This window comes from Nocardia brasiliensis (genome assembly GCF_042691675.1).
GTDB classification, from domain to species: Bacteria; Actinomycetota; Actinomycetes; order Mycobacteriales; family Mycobacteriaceae; genus Nocardia; species Nocardia brasiliensis_D.
Genome location: NZ_CP170507.1, coordinates 1,930,253 through 1,944,933, shown reverse-complemented (window position 1 = coordinate 1,944,933; position 14,681 = coordinate 1,930,253). Strand labels below are relative to the sequence as shown.

At 64.4% G+C, this 14,681-nt stretch carries 15 protein-coding genes; 5 read left to right on the top strand and 10 right to left on the bottom strand.

Annotated elements, in window-relative coordinates; genetic code table 11:
* Nucleotides 1-15: 15 nt before the first annotated feature.
* A complete protein-coding gene (locus ACFK0J_RS09030) occupies nucleotides 16-1,128 on the bottom strand; it encodes a ferredoxin reductase (protein ID WP_378738356.1) in 1,113 nt (370 codons plus the stop codon).
* A 191-nt stretch (nucleotides 1,129-1,319) separates the two neighbouring features.
* Between ACFK0J_RS09030 and ACFK0J_RS09025 the strand changes: the two genes are divergently transcribed.
* A complete protein-coding gene (locus ACFK0J_RS09025; protein WP_378738354.1) occupies nucleotides 1,320-1,940 on the top strand; it encodes a TetR family transcriptional regulator in 621 nt (206 codons plus the stop codon).
* A gap of 32 nt (nucleotides 1,941-1,972) precedes the next feature.
* Here ACFK0J_RS09025 and ACFK0J_RS09020 read toward each other — a convergent pair whose 3' ends face one another.
* The 9 genes from ACFK0J_RS09020 to ACFK0J_RS08980 form a co-directional block, all read right to left on the bottom strand.
* The gene (locus tag ACFK0J_RS09020) at nucleotides 1,973-2,410 is read right to left on the bottom strand and encodes a DUF2000 domain-containing protein (protein WP_378738352.1); all 438 of its coding nucleotides are present in this window, start codon (nucleotides 2,408-2,410) and stop codon (nucleotides 1,973-1,975) included.
* An 80-nt stretch (nucleotides 2,411-2,490) separates the two neighbouring features.
* The gene (dapF, locus tag ACFK0J_RS09015) at nucleotides 2,491-3,300 is read right to left on the bottom strand and encodes a diaminopimelate epimerase (RefSeq protein ID WP_378738350.1); all 810 of its coding nucleotides are present in this window, start codon (nucleotides 3,298-3,300) and stop codon (nucleotides 2,491-2,493) included.
* A 17-nt stretch (nucleotides 3,301-3,317) separates the two neighbouring features.
* A complete protein-coding gene (locus ACFK0J_RS09010) occupies nucleotides 3,318-3,953 on the bottom strand; it encodes a LysE family translocator (protein WP_378738348.1) in 636 nt (211 codons plus the stop codon).
* Nucleotides 3,946-6,036 (bottom strand): molybdopterin-dependent oxidoreductase, encoded by a 2,091-nt coding sequence (locus ACFK0J_RS09005; protein ID WP_378738346.1) that lies wholly within the window; start codon nucleotides 6,034-6,036, stop codon nucleotides 3,946-3,948. Before ACFK0J_RS09005 ends, ACFK0J_RS09010 begins: the two co-directional genes overlap by 8 nt.
* The gene (locus ACFK0J_RS09000; protein WP_378738344.1) at nucleotides 6,026-6,721 is read right to left on the bottom strand and encodes a 2OG-Fe dioxygenase family protein; all 696 of its coding nucleotides are present in this window, start codon (nucleotides 6,719-6,721) and stop codon (nucleotides 6,026-6,028) included. The genes ACFK0J_RS09005 and ACFK0J_RS09000 overlap by 11 nt, the downstream gene beginning before the upstream one ends.
* 55 nt (nucleotides 6,722-6,776) lie before the next feature.
* Nucleotides 6,777-7,070 carry a hypothetical protein gene (locus tag ACFK0J_RS08995; RefSeq protein ID WP_378738342.1) on the bottom strand — a complete coding sequence of 98 codons (294 nt, stop codon included), beginning with the start codon at nucleotides 7,068-7,070 and terminating at the stop codon, nucleotides 6,777-6,779.
* The gene (locus ACFK0J_RS08990; RefSeq protein ID WP_378738340.1) at nucleotides 7,064-8,104 is read right to left on the bottom strand and encodes an iron-containing redox enzyme family protein; all 1,041 of its coding nucleotides are present in this window, start codon (nucleotides 8,102-8,104) and stop codon (nucleotides 7,064-7,066) included. Before ACFK0J_RS08990 ends, ACFK0J_RS08995 begins: the two co-directional genes overlap by 7 nt.
* Nucleotides 8,105-8,703: 599 nt before the next feature.
* Complete coding sequence (locus ACFK0J_RS08985; RefSeq protein ID WP_378738338.1) at nucleotides 8,704-9,462, bottom strand: SDR family NAD(P)-dependent oxidoreductase; 759 nt, start codon at nucleotides 9,460-9,462, stop codon at nucleotides 8,704-8,706.
* A gap of 39 nt (nucleotides 9,463-9,501) precedes the next feature.
* A complete protein-coding gene (locus tag ACFK0J_RS08980; RefSeq protein ID WP_378738336.1) occupies nucleotides 9,502-10,857 on the bottom strand; it encodes an MFS transporter in 1,356 nt (451 codons plus the stop codon).
* A gap of 91 nt (nucleotides 10,858-10,948) precedes the next feature.
* On the opposite strand from ACFK0J_RS08980, the gene ACFK0J_RS08975 reads away from it, so the two are divergent.
* The 4 genes from ACFK0J_RS08975 (at nucleotide 10,949) to ACFK0J_RS08960 (ending at nucleotide 14,671) form a co-directional block, all read left to right on the top strand.
* A complete protein-coding gene (locus tag ACFK0J_RS08975) occupies nucleotides 10,949-11,776 on the top strand; it encodes an SDR family oxidoreductase (RefSeq protein WP_378738334.1) in 828 nt (275 codons plus the stop codon).
* Between the two features lie 50 nt (nucleotides 11,777-11,826).
* Nucleotides 11,827-12,384 carry a PadR family transcriptional regulator gene (locus tag ACFK0J_RS08970; protein ID WP_378738333.1) on the top strand — a complete coding sequence of 186 codons (558 nt, stop codon included), beginning with the start codon at nucleotides 11,827-11,829 and terminating at the stop codon, nucleotides 12,382-12,384.
* Between the two features lie 94 nt (nucleotides 12,385-12,478).
* Nucleotides 12,479-14,509 (top strand): FAD-dependent oxidoreductase, encoded by a 2,031-nt coding sequence (locus ACFK0J_RS08965; protein WP_378738332.1) that lies wholly within the window; start codon nucleotides 12,479-12,481, stop codon nucleotides 14,507-14,509.
* Between the two features lie 24 nt (nucleotides 14,510-14,533).
* On the top strand, nucleotides 14,534-14,671 hold the full coding sequence (locus ACFK0J_RS08960) for a hypothetical protein (protein ID WP_378738331.1): 138 nt from the start codon (nucleotides 14,534-14,536) through the stop codon (nucleotides 14,669-14,671).
* Nucleotides 14,672-14,681: the final 10 nt, after the last annotated feature.

The window sequence follows — 14,681 nt, the reverse complement described above, 5'->3', positions numbered from 1 at the left end:
TAATCCTTTGCTTGATCAGATGTCGATGTCGACGTCGCCCACGGGCGCGTTGATGCAGAGCTGGATGGGCTGATCCGGGTCACTGTCGGTCTCCCCGGTCCGCAGGTTGCGGGTGCAACCGGTACGGCGAACCGCGGTGCAGGAGAAGCAGATTCCCATCCGGCAGCCGTATTCCGGGGTGAGCCCGGCGGATTCGGCCTGTTCCAGCAGGGGCGCGCCGTTGTTGTCCGCGCTGACGCCGCTGGCCGAGAAGCGCACCGTGCCGAATGCCTCGTCGGCGTCGACGGGCGTGAGGGACAGCGTGAATTCCTCGGTGTGCAGCCGGTCGTCGAGCTGTTCGGCCTCGAAGATCTTGCGCACCGCGTCCATCAGCGACTGGGGGCCGCAGACGAAGGTGTGCGCGTCGGCGAACCACGGTGCCACCCGCTCCAGTTCGTCGTAGTCGAAGTACCCGCTGGTCTTCGCCGGCGCCACATCGATCCACGGTGCGGCCGGGTCGACGCGGGTGGTGTCGGCCCGCCACGGATGACGCAGCTCGATACGAAAGTTCTTGTGCCGCTCGGTGATCGCGTCGAGTTCCGCACGGTGCGGAACCACCTCGGGCGATTTCGCGTAGTGCAGGAAGACCACATCACCCGGGTAGTCCTCGTCGGCCAGGGTGCGCAGCATCGACAGCACCGGCGTGATGCCGCTGCCGCCGCTGATCAGCAGCACCCGTTCCGGGCGCGGGTCGGGCAGCCGGAATACCCCGGCGGCCGGCTCGAGGTCGACCACCATGCCGGGCTCGGCATTGCGGTAGAGGTACTGCGATACCAAGCCGTCCGGGTGCGCCTTGACGGTGAGCTGGAACTGCCTACCCCGGCCCGCCGGGTCGACCGGCGAATAGCAGCGGGCGTGCCGGACACCGTTGATCACCACGCCGATCTGGACGTACTGCCCGGCGGCGTGGCCTTTCCATTGTCGGGTCGGGCGCAGGGTGAGCGTCACCGATCCCGGCACCGAGCGGTCGACGTGGATGATCTCGGCGCGCATCTCCCGCGCGGTGAGGGTGGGGCGCACGAGTTCCAGATACCGGTCCAGCGGATGCGGCGAGGTCAGGGTCTGCACCAGGTTGATGAGATCCACCATTCGTTACTCCGTGCCTCTTGTCGGGGCTGATCGACTTGCAGGAGCCGCGACGTTGCGTTCCAATTTCAGTGCACGTCTGTACACTCAACTAGTGTGACTGATAGCAGGGCCCCGGTGTCAACCGGCAAAACATGTGACGCGAACAACACATTGGGATTAGGCGAATGGTGAACGGATGTATGCTCACCGTGATGAGCGAGCAGGCGGCAACCCGAGGCGAGCGCAAGGAGCGCACGAGACAGGCGCTACTGGACGGCACCCTGGCGCTGGCGGCCGAGCGCGGTTTCGCCGCGCTGAGTCTGCGGGAAATCGCCCGCTCGGCGGGCATTGTGCCGACCGCCTTCTATCGGCACTTCGCCTCGCTGGACGACCTCGGCGCGACACTGGTCGACGACGGCATCACGGCGCTGCGGCTCGCGCTGCGTGAGGTGCGCCGCAAACCGGACGCCAGCCTGTCCGACACGGTGCGTTTCGTGTTCGCGCAAGTCGGGCCGAAGCGGGAACTGTTCGGATTCTTGACCAGGGAACGGCACGGCGGCTCGGCGGCGCTGCGGAAGTCGATCGCGCTGGAACTCCAGCTGATCGTTCGCGAGCTCGTCGCGGATCTCTCCCGCGTTCCCGCGCTGGACTCCTGGACGCCACCGGATCTGGAGATCGCCGCCGACCTGCTGGTCGCGACGGTCACCGACGGCATCGCCGCCTACATTTCGGCGCCGTCGCGCGAGCAGGACGTCATCATCGATCGCACGGTGCAACAGGTCAGACTGATCGCGCTGGGCATGGGCGCGTGGTGGCCGCCGAAAGAACGTTGACGGTCAGGACTGTTGGACCGGCACGGCCCGCGCTATCGCCACAGTGACAGTCGGCGGGTGTGCGGGTCGATGGTGTCCACCGGTCCGAACGCCGCGACACAGAGCGGGATGATGTCTTCCGCGGAAGTTGCGGCGACACGGGCAAGTTGTTCTTCGGTCGATCCGTCGAGCATGCCGTCACAGAAGTCGATCGAGTGGACATCCTGCTCGGCGAACGTGCGCCGAAGTGTCTTCAGCTGGCCGGTTTTGGCCGACAGCACGATCAGGCCGTGGGCGGAGATGAAGTCGTGCGAGGTCCCCGACGCGTCGGGGTAGTCGATGAATTCCATCGCTTGGAGCAAGTCGGGCGCCTTGCAGGCCGCCTTGGCGACGAGTCCCGCCATCGCATGAGCCGCGACGTTGATCGCCCGTCCGGGGTCATCGCGAAGCACCCGGTTGATCACGACATACAGCTTCATCTCGCTTGCCACCGAAACCCCACCGGTATCCGAAATCTGAGCGTCCCTTCGCTACGGCGACGTTGCCGTCACCCAGATGATCACCTTGCGCGCTAGCTGTCAAACGTGCTGCCGTGGGCGACGAACTCACAGCGCCCCTGCAAATGAATCCGGTCGTTGTCGATGAGCACGGTTACGTCGCCGCCCGGCATGGTAACCGTGACCGACCGGTCGACGTATCCGGCGCGGAAAGCACTGTACGCGGCCGCGCAGCTGCTGCTTCCCGATGCCAGCGTATAGCCCGCGCCGCGTTCCCAAATCTGAAGTTTCAACGTTTGCCTGTCGACGGCAGTGCAGAGCTGAACGTTGGTGCCGTGTGGACCGAATACAGGGTGATGGGCAGCCCAGGCACCGACACTTCGCGCCAATTCCTCGGTGGCGTCCGGAACGAAGGCGACGGCGTGCGGATTTCCGATGTCGACGCGATTGAAGGTGATAACCGCGCCCTCGGGGGTTTCCAATTCCATATCACCCAGGGACTCCGCCATCCCCATATCCACCGACACCTCCCACGGATCCGTGCTGATGATCTCGACCGGGCAGTCGCCCGCCAGGACCTCGAGCACGAATTTATCGGAGCGCAGATAGTTGCGGCGCAGGTACGCGGCGAACATACGCAGTCCGTTACCGCTCTTTTCGCACTCGGAACCGTCAGAATTGAAAATTTGCAGGCCGATCGATGTTTCGGCGCCGCTCTCGCCTATCCGTTCGGTCGGACCGAGGAGTACTCCGTCCGCTCCGATACCGAAGTGCCGGTCGCATAAGTGCCGGACGAGTGCGCCGTCCATCGGACGCTCGAGCCGGTCGGGTTCGACCACGAGATAATCGTTACCCAGTGCCTGCATCTTGGTGAATGGGACCATCAGTTTTCACTCCGGGTTCACGTGGTTGCCAGCCAGCCCGCCAGGCAGAGGAATATCGTCCCGGCGACGTTATTGATGCGGCGACCGTAGTTGTTGCTGGTTTCGGCGATTCGGTTACCGAACATTCCGGACAGGTAACCGATGGGGCCGTCGATGACAAAATCGACGATGACGAGGACAAGTCCCAGAATGGCGAGCTGCTGCGGCACGTGCCCCAGACCAGGGTTGGTGAACTGGGGCAGAAAGGCAAGGTTGAAAAGAATCACTTTGGGATTCAACACGTTGGTAATGGCAGCGCTCCGAAAGGATGCCAACACCGGCTTACGAAGTATCTTCGTGTCGGATATCTCATCGAGCGGTGGCTCTGGGTCGGCTCGGAACGACGAGATCGCAAGGTAGACAAGGTAGATGACGCCGAGCCATTTCAACCCCTGATACACAGCGGGAAACTTGTGCACCAGTGCGGACAAGCCCAGCACCGTGATGACGATATGGACCGCGAGCCCGGCCGCCACCCCCGCGGCCGCCGCCACCCCAGCGGCTTTGCCGTGCCGCGTGCCGAGCGTGACAATCAAGATCATATCCGGGCCGGGTATGACCACCAGTACGACCGCGGCGAGCATGAACGGCCAGAACAAATTCCAGTCAATCATCGGTATCCTGTCGGTCGAGTAGCTGAACATCGACATTGTTGTCGTGGAATACGGCTCCGCCGCCCAGGTCGGCATCGCGTTCCTCGACCGTTGCGTTCACGGTCGGGCCGCCGACGATCTTAGGCCAGCTTCCCTTTGTCATCGCGACCACCCCTGGTGGGACCGCATCACTGATCTCGGCGCAGGTACTGAATTCACCTCGGCTGTTGAAGACCCGGACCCGGGCCCCGGAACCGATTCCGCGCGAGTCGGCATCCGCGGGGTTCAGGGTGACCGCAGTCCCACTCGACTTACCGGCCAGCAATTCATTGTTGAGAAACGTCGAGTTGAGTGTGTAATGCGATGCTGTCGCCAGCAGCGACAGCGGGTACCGGCCGTCTCTTCCCGACGTTTCCGCGCCGACCTCTGCACTGAAGTCGGCATTCGTCGGGAATTCGAACTTTCCGCTCGCGGTGCGAAACCCATCGGCGAAGGGGATGAACTCGTCCGGGTAATTCAGACGTTGCCATCCGCGCTCACGCAATGATTCTATGGTGATGCCATCCAGCGACGGATGCGTAGAGTCCATCAGCTGCCGAGCTATTTCGAGATCGCTGTCGTAGAGGCACGGTTCGCGCAACCGTAGCCCGGCGGCGATTCGACGGAATATTTCGGTCGTCGACAGCGCCTGGCCCGCCGGGGCAACCGCGGGTTCGTTCCATGCGATGTACATGTGGCCGTAGCCGTCGTGAATGTCGAGGTGCTCTGTCTGCATCGTCGCGGGCAGAACAAGGTCGGCATAATCGCAGGTGTCGGTCTGAAAATGGTCGACAACCACAGTGAAGAGATCTTCGCGCGACAACCCACTGATGATGTTGGCCTGGCCGGGCGCACTGGCTACGGGATTGGCGCCATAGACGAACAGCACCTTGACCGGCGGCGACAGGTTCGGATCGTTGAGCGTGTCACCGAGCCGGGTCATGGATAGTCCCCGTACCGGCCGTGTCCGCAGGTCGTCGCGGTCGAGGGCGGCCCGGTTGAGCCCGAAATAGCCGTCGGTCGAATAGGACACGCCACCGCCGTAGCGGCCCCAGTCGCCGGTGGCCGCCGACAGACACGCCAGCAATCGCAGCACATTGCCGCCACCGGCATGGCGTTGCAACCCCATCCCCGCGCGGATACCGACCGGTGGCGACGACGCGATCCGCGCGGCAAGGCGAGTGATCACCGATGCGGGTACGCCGGTTGTCTTTTCGACTGCGGCAGGCGCGAATTCGGGCAGGCGGCCGCGGAAATCAGGCCACCCGTTGGTCATCGTCTCGAGGTAATCGACGTCGATCGCCTCGTGCGCGACCAACTCGTGGATCAGGCCGAGAATGAGATGAGCGTCGGTGCCGGGACGGGGCGCGATGTGCTCGTCGGCGAGCCTGGCCGTCCGGGTCCTGATCGGGTCGATCGCGACGATCCACGCACCCTGAGCACGCGCGCGCAGAACGAATTTCCAGAGATGGTGCCCCGAGGTCAGCGTATTGACACCCCACATGAGCACCAGCCGAGACGCAGCCAACGATTCGGGGTCGATCCCCAACGAGGTACCGGTGGACTGCGCGAGTCCTTCCTGACCGGCGATCGAGCAGATCGTCATGTCATGGCGCGACGCGCCGATCGCATTCCACAGCCGTCGACCCGCCTTGCCCTGCAAGCCCTGGATGTAGCCGAGGTTCCCCGTGCCTTGGTACGGCCAGATCGATTCCCCACCCCACCGATTGATCGCGTTCTCGAGCCGGTCGGTGATCATGTCGATCGCCGTCGGCCAATCGACATCTTCGAATATCCCCGACCCCTTCGGTCCCACGCGCCGTTTCGGATTCAGCAGCCGCGACGGTGACCGGGCCTGTTCGAGGTACTGGTTGACCTTGACGCAAAGAGCCCCCGCGGTGAACGGGTGGTCCTTACGCCCGGCCAGCTTCACCGGCTCGTCGCCGTCGACGGTGACTGTCCAACTGCAGCCGTCGGGGCAATCCAGTGGACAGGCACCGTGGACCAGCCTTATCGGCGACCGAACCGGGTCGGCGGCGGCGACGTCACCGGATTCAGCCGACATCGGAGAGGACCGCGCGTTCGTGTTCCTCGCCGTACCAGCGTTCGTCCCACCGGGAGAAGGAGACGATGAGGATGTCGCGGGTGCCGGTCGTCGAACCGTCCGGTTCGATCGGCGTCACATCGTGATAGACGCGCTGATCATCGAGGATTACCGCGTCACCGGCACCGAGTGTGCCGCGCCAGATCGGGTCGGCGTCTTTCGCGGGCCACAGCCGCATTTCGCCGCCCCGCACGTTGTTCCTGCTCAAAATCGAGATGATCACGAACTCGTGCCCGTCCTGGTGGATCCCCTCCGGGGTGAGCTCCGCCGACTTTTCGGTCGTGGTCTTGCTGCGGTTCTGGTGAACGTTGATCTGCCAATCGACGGTCTCGTCGAGGAAACGCTCCTGGTCGATGATGTGTTTGATCGTGCTGACGAAATCCACGGCAATCGGCGTGTACTCACGAAGGATGCCGCCTGCGACGTTATTGAATTTCTTGAATGCCGAGTAAGCCCGGTGCGGCAACAATTCGAACTGCCATCCCTCGTCGCCGGAGAAGGTCAGCCGGTACTGCGAGAACCGCTTGTACCTGGTGCCGTGTGCCATGTACGGGTCCAGCTCGATTTCTTCGTAGCTGGCCAGTACGTCGTCACCGATCGGTGGCAGGGTGACAAACTTGAATCCACGATCTTGCAGTTCGGACACAGGTCTTTCCTTTCAGTGTGCAGCCCGCTCGTCGGGGGCTGGTTATATAGCTCGGTCAGCCGGAAATACGCACGGTGACGAAGTCGGTTTCGAGCGGTAGTTGGTTGATCAGTTGTGCACACGACGGCGGCACGGTGATGGTGCACGGAACGTCGAACACATCGGACAGTTCGGTGATGGCGACGACGAGTTCTCTTTCGTTGTCGTCGAGATCCGCCGCGGTAGCCGATACGCGTAGCTCGGTGGTCTGCATATTTATGGACAGGCACCAGGCATGGAACGCGGCGGACTCGACGCTGGTCTCACCCTTCCGGACCGCCAGCGTGTTGTCATCGACCTCGATCAGCATGAGACGAGCTCGTTCAGCAGCGCATCGAGATAGCGTTGCGAAGAGTTCATCCGCGCTATCGCTCCCCAGTAGATATCACCGGTGGCACTCGGATCTTTGCGAATCTCGGGCTTGATGACGTTCCTGAAGAAGCCGCTCGCATGCCGGGCGTCGATACCGATGTGCTCCTTGTGGTAGTCGCCGTTGCGCTCGGAGAGGTTGTTCCGCCGCCACGCCTCGAGGAGTTGGGCGCAGCGACGCGGGAACAAGAACTCCGTCACCGCGAAGCTGCCGATGGACCGGTAGTAGAAGCGGGGATTCACCGCCAGCGTCGCCGAGAGGTTCCCGCAGATGAGCGTCTCCACCAACCGATGCGTGCGGACGAACTCGGGATCCGCCCCGACCTCACGCATCGCGTTCTCGAACATCGATGTATGGACCTGGTCGGGGTTGCCGTTGCCCATCTCGTCCCAGTAGTTGCCGGCCAACTCCAACTTCTGCTGGCTGTCGCAACCCAATTGCATCAATGCGATGAAATCGTCGAACCGCGGATCCAGGGCGGTTTCCTGGGCGAGATAGTATCGAATATCGGCGATGCCGGCTTTGAACGGCAGAAAGTCGATATAAAAGGGATGCCGGTTGGCGGGGTGGGCGCGGACCGCTTCCTTCAATTGCTGGACGAACTGATCAGGATCGTCGGTGAACGGAATCTCTCCCTCATCCATCCACTGGTCTTCGTACTCGATGACGAAATCCTCGAGGATGGCCTGCACCGGATCGAGAATTCCCTTCCGGTTGCACCATGACTCGTTGGGACGCGGCTTCGCGAAATACGACCGGTGAATAGCCTCCAGTGCGAGATGCAACTCGGTCAAGGCGCCGGTAGAGCCTTTGCGTGCCCGCTCGACAGTCTCCTCGGCGGCCGATCTCAGCATGTTCGCCGACTCGGCAGCAGCGTCGCCGCTGAACTGATCGTGAATGGCCCGCGCGGAGCCGAATTGGATTTCTTGAACGATGGCCGATAGATTTTGGCCGATTGCTACCGACGTTGTCATACTACCCCCCAAAGGGTTGTCCAATTATGAATACGTGCTGACTCGACTTTATGCGCCGACTCGTGGCGAAGGCTCGAATCGGCGTCGCGCTCATCTTTGTTGACACAGCTGCCAACGGACGTGTGTTTGTACCCGCAATGGAGGGGGTATTGGTATCCCCACCGACCCTCCTGCGACCGTATAAGGCCGTGGGATGACCATACGACCGCACCCGCGGCGGAGTCAAGAGTGCGATGTCGATTATGGTGCGCCACAACGGAAAACAAACCGAGGTGTCTGCGATCGCCGAGCGTTTGCGAGTTGGCGCATTTATGCGTTTAGCATGAATTCACCGAAGCGTCCGGCAGTACGGTGAATGCCGATCCAGCGCGGCGTTGTCGAGTAGGGATATCGCCTGGTTATCCGGGACAGGTGTCCTCATCCGGCAGGCAGAGCACCGCCTGATACGACCTACGTCGGAGCGGGCGAGCGCAGCAGCATCATGGCAGGACCGAGGACAGGGCCAGTGGGAGGCCGACGATGCCTGCGCGGTCGCTGCCGAGACCCGGCCGAACAGGCCGAAGAGTTGGTTTCGCCAGGCGGATAGCATGATCCTGCTACTAACGAGCCTCCGGATCGAACGCCAGCACCGAGCGGCCCCCATCCACCGGCAGCACCGCACCGTTGACGAAGCTCGCGTCCGCCGAGAGCAGATACGCCACCGCCGCCGCCACTTCGGCGGCGGTCGCCACCCGGCCGATCGGATGCAGGTCCGCCATTTGCCGCTCGACCCGTTCCGCCGCCGAAGGATCAAGGCTCGCAAGGAATTCGGCATACCGCTCGGTGGCCACCGACCCGGGCGCGACGGCGTTCACCCGAATATTCCGCGCGCCGTACTCCACCGCGAGCGCCCGCGTCAGGCCCTCGATCGCGGCTTTCGCCGTGCTGTAGGGCAGCGCACCGGGCACCGCTCGTTGCGCTTGGTGCGACGTAATATTGACGATCGCGCCAGCAGTTTCGGTACTCGAGAAGCGTCGGACCGCGGTGGTGCAGCCGACGACCGCGGGTGCCAGATTCGCGGTAATCAATTCGACGACGCGAGTCGCCGACGCGGAATGCACTGAGGCGTCCCGAAATACCGCCGCATTATTCACCCACCCCGCCAATGTCCCCGCCCGCTCCGCGAAATCAGCGGCCTCTTCGGCAATCTCCTCAGCGGCGGCATCACCGATCACCGGAATCACCCGGCCGCCCGCCCACGCCAGCGCCTCGGCATCTCGTTCAACGGCCACAACAACATTCTCGTCGCCGAGCAACCGCTCCACGATCGCCCGCCCGATCCCCCGGCCACCACCGGTTACTACATAGGAAAGCGTCATGGACCGATGCTAGACAGGCGCTTTCGTAGTGGACGCCTGCTACTCGGCGGGCTTCCGAGGCGCCGAGACAACCTCCGTCGGGTCGGGCGAGCGCACCGGAAGCAGGACGAGCAGGCCGAGGGCCAGCACCACCAGAAGGCCGACGATACCGGCGCGGTCGGCATCGAAGAGCCAGACGAAAAGGCCGAAAAGGGTGGGGGCTAGGAAGGTTACGGCGCGACCGGTGGTGGTGTAGAGGCCGAAGAATTGCCCTTCGCGACCGGGTGGGGCCAGGCGGGTGAGGAACGAGCGGGCCGCGGACTGGGCCGGGCCGACGAAAATGGTCAGCAGGAGGCCGAATATCCAGAACATCAACGGGCCGGAGACCAGCAGCAACACGACGCCGCAGACGATCATCGAGGCCAATGAGACCACGATGACGATCTTGGGTCCACCGCGATCGTCGAACCGGCCCGCAACCACCGCGCCAAGGGCCGCAACGACATTGGCCGCGATACCGAAGAGCAGCACGTCCGAGTCGGCGATGCCGTACACCCGAACCGCGAGCACGGCACCGAAGGTGAACACCCCGGCGAGCCCGTCACGAAAGACCGCACTCGCCAATAGAAAACCGACGGCACGCCGGTCGACGACCCACAGTTCACGCAGGTCACGCCACAGCACCCGATACGACCCGAAGAACCCGGCGTTCGCCGCGCCGGGATCAGCGTCGGTGCGCGGCAATTCGGGCACCGAGAACAACACCGGCAGCGCGAAAGTCGCGAACCATACCGCGGCGACCACCGCGACCAACCGTATGTTCAACCCGTCATCGGTAGGCACACCGAGCAGACCGCGATTGTCGCCGTCACCGGAGATGAAGCCGAAGTAGCAGATCAGCAGCAGCAAGATGCCGCCGAAATACCCCATGGCCCAGCCGAATCCGGAGACCCGGCCAACGGTGGCGGGGGTCGAGACCTGACGCAGCATCGCGTTGTACGGCACGTTGGCCAGCTCGAAGAACGCCGCACCGAGGGCAAGCAACACCAAGCCGAGCCACAGGTCCCGGTAGTCGTCGTGGACGAAGAACATCCCGGCCATCGACAGCACGGTGAGTCCGGTGAGCACGGCAAGGGAGCGTTTGCGTTTCGCGGTGGCGTCGAACCATTGCCCGAAGATCGGCGCGGTGACCGCGACCACCAGGCCACCGATGCCGAGCGACCAGCCGAGCCACGCACTCGCCGAGATCCCGCCGGGCAGATCGTCACCGACTTTGTCGGTGAGATACACCGAGAACACGAAGGTCAGGATCACCGCGTGGAACGCCGCCGATCCCCAGTCCCAGAACCCCCACGCCAGCACTTGCCCGCGCCCGGCGGCCTGCCCGACGGTCGCCCGCGCGTCCACCTCGCTCATGCCGCGCAGCCTAACCGCCGGACCGCCACGAGTGGGCCACACACGTACCGCACCGCTGATTCGGCCTGGTGCACCCGGGTAGTCGGCCAACATGGCTACTACCGCTCCATTACCGCAAGACCGGGCCGGCGCGCCGCTGCGCGCGGTGGTGACCGGTTCCGACTCCGGCATCGGCAAGGCGATAGCCGTGGCATTGGCGGGCGGCGGCGTCGATGTCGGCATCACCTTCCACAGCGATGAACAGGGCGCCGAGGACACGGCTCGGCAAGTGCGCGAGCGCGGTGCCCAAGCGGCGATCCGCCGACTGGATCTGGGTGATCTGCCCACCGCCACAGCGGCTGTCGATGAACTGGCCGACGAACTCGGCGGCATCGACGTCTTGGTCAATTGCGCGGGCGTCGGCTCCGCACAGAAGGCCATGGACATGGATTTCGACACCTGGCGCCATGTCATCTCGGTCGATCTCGACGGCGCGTTCCTCTGCGCGCAGCGGGCCGCCAAGCGGATGATCGAGGCGGGCAAGGGGGGCAGGATCATCAACATCACCAGCGTGCACGAGCACGCGCCTCGCGTCGGCTCAGCGCCGTACTGTGCCGCGAAGGCGGGCTTGGGCGCGCTGACCAAGGTGCTCGCGCTGGAACTGGCCGAGCACGACATCACGGTGAATTCGGTGGCGCCCGGTGAGATCTCGACGCCGATCACCGGCCAGGAGGATGTCGACCCGCGCACGCAGCCCCGCCCCGGCTTCCCGCTGGGCCGCCCCGGACACGCGGGCGAAGTCGCCGCGGTGGTCGCCTTCCTGGCCACCCCGGCCGCCAGCTATGTGACCGGGGCGTCGTATGTCGTCGACGGCGGCATGCTGCTGATGGGTCCGCAGGCCAGCGGGATTCTCACCGACGAGAAGTGGCGCCAGGGCTGAGCGTATGCACCCAGTTGCATAGTACTGGGTGTTACGGTTAATCTTGCGGCATGGCCCTCGAGCATGCGCTGCTGGTATCGCTGACCGAGCGCGCCGGCTCCGGATATGAGCTGGCGCGCCGCTTCGACAAGTCCATCGGGTACTTCTGGAGCGCGACGCATCAGCAGATCTACCGCGTGCTCAAGCGGATGGAGGAGTCCGGCTGGCTGAACAGCGAGTCGGTGACGCAGGAGGGCAGGCCGGACAAGAAGGTGTACGCGGTGAGCGAGGCGGGGCGCGCCGAATTGGCCCGCTGGATCGCCGAGCCCTCGGACACCGGCACGCCGCGCAACGAGCTCGCGGTCAAGATCCGCGCCGCCGCCTACGGCGATATCAACGCGCTGCGCACCGAGGTCGCCCGGCATCGCGACGAACACGCCCAGCGCCTCGACGTCTATCGCCTCATCGAGAAACGCGACTTCCCGGCACCGGATCAGCTCTCCGGTACGGCTCTGCACCAGTACCTCGTCTTGCGCGCGGGCGTCCGCGTGGAGTCGGGGTTCATCGAGTGGTGCGACGAAGTTCTACACGCCCTGCACCCGCCTGCGACAGCCCCGCGCGCGGATTGAGTATCGGAGAAAGGTGAGACGCGCCCATGAGTGAGCGAATCATGTGCCAGCGTGCGGAACGCATGCCGAAGCCGAGCGTCAGCGAGGCACGGGCATGAGTTCCTTTCCCCATCTGTTCGAACCGCTAGATCTCGGCTTCACCTCCTTGCGCAATCGCGTGGTGATGGGGTCGATGCACACCGGGCTGGAGGACCGCGCCTGGGACACCAACAAGCTGGCCGCGTACTTCGCCGAACGTGCCCGTGGCGGCGTCGGTCTGATCATCACCGGGGGCTACGCGCCCAACCGCACCGGCTGGCTGCTGCCGTTCGGCGCCAAGCTGACCAACAAGACCGAGGCGTACCGGCACCGGGCGATCACCAAGGCGGTGCACAAGGAGGGCGGCAAGATCGCCATCCAGATCCTGCACGCGGGCCGCTACTCCTACATGCCCGGCAGCGTTTCCGCGTCCTCGATCAAGGCGCCGATCAATCCGTTCCGGCCGCGCAAGCTCTCGGCCAAGGGTGTCGAGCAAACCATCGATGACTACGCGCGCTGCGCGCGGCTGGCCCAGTTCGCCGGGTACGACGGCTGCGAAATCATGGGCGGTGAAGGTTATTTCATCAACCAGTTCCTCGCGCCGCGCACCAACAAGCGCACCGACAAGTGGGGTGGCTCGCCGGAGAACCGGCGCCGGATCGCGGTGGAGATCGTCCGCCGAACCCGCGCCGCGGTCGGCCCGAACTTCATCATCGTGTTCCGGCTGTCCATGGCCGAGCTGGTCGAGAAGGGCCAGACATTCGACGAAATCGTCACGCTGGCAAAGGAACTCGAAGCCGCCGGGGCGAACATCCTGAACACCGACATCGGCTGGCACGAGGCACGCGTCCCGACCATCGTGACGTCGGTGCCGCGGGCGGCTTTCGTCGAATTCACCGCGAAAATCACCAAGCAGGTGAACATTCCGGTGTGCGCGTCCAACCGGATCAACATGCCGGAGATCGCCGAGGAAATCCTGACTCGCGGTGACGCGCAATTGGTGTCACTGGCCCGCCCGTTCCTCACCGACCCGGAGTGGGTGAACAAAGCCAAGCAGGACCGAGTCGACGAGATCAACACCTGCATCGCCTGCAACCAGGCCTGCCTGGACCACGCCTTCCAGCACAAGACCGTGTCGTGTCTGCTGAACCCGCGCGCCGGACACGAGACCGAGCTGAAGCTGCTGCCCACCCGGCGCACCAAGCGCGTCGCGGTGGTCGGCGCGGGACCGGCCGGGTTGTCCGCGGCGGTCAACCTCGCCGAACGCGGGCACCAGGTGGATTTGTTCGAGGCCGACGACAAGATCGGCGGCCAGTTCGACATCGCCCGCCGCATTCCGGGCAAGGAAGAGTTCAACGAGTCGATCCGGTACTACCGCCGGATGCTCGAAATCACCGGCGTGACCGTGCACTTGAACAAGCGGGTGACCGCCGCCGAACTCATCGAGGCCCGCTACGACGAGGTGGTGCTCGCCACCGGCGTGAAGCCGCGCATCCCGAACATCCCCGGCATCGACCACCCGATGGTGCTGTCCTATGCCGAGCTGGTTCGGGAGGAGCGCCCGGTCGGCAAGCGCGTCGCGGTCATCGGCGCGGGCGGCATCGGCTATGACGTGAGCGAATTCCTCACTGTCGACGGACATCCCACGTTGAAGCTCGACGAGTGGAAGGAAGAGTGGGGCGTCACGGCCGACGACGAGCAGGTTCGTGGTCAGCTCAGCACGCCGAAGCCATCGCCCGCCGCCCGCGAAGTCGTTCTGCTGCAACGCAAGGCCAGCGCGTTCGGCAAGGACCTCGGCAAGACCACCGGTTGGGTGCACCGCGCCGCGCTCAAGGCCAAGGGCGTCGAGCACATCGGTGGCGTCAACTATGAGCGCATCGACGACAACGGCCTGCACATCAGCTTCGGCGAGAAACGCCAACGCCCGCAACTGATCCCGGTAGACAACGTCATCATCTGCGCGGGCCAGGAATCCGTCCGCGACCTGGAGGACGAGCTGCGCGCCGCGGGCGTGAACCTGTACCTCATCGGCGGCGCCGAACTCGCCGCCGAGCTGGACGCCAAGCGCGCGATCGATCAGGGCACCCGCCTCGCGGCCCGTCTCTGAGCGTGCGCCGGTGTCGTTGCCGCCGTGCCCGACAACGACACCGGCAACGGCAACGGCAACGGCAACGGCAACGGCAACGGCACCCTCCGGGTAACCGCCTTCACGATCAACGGCACATGGCTGCGGCATTTCGCGAGTGGCGCCGCCGTCATGTCCCGTTGACCACGATGGG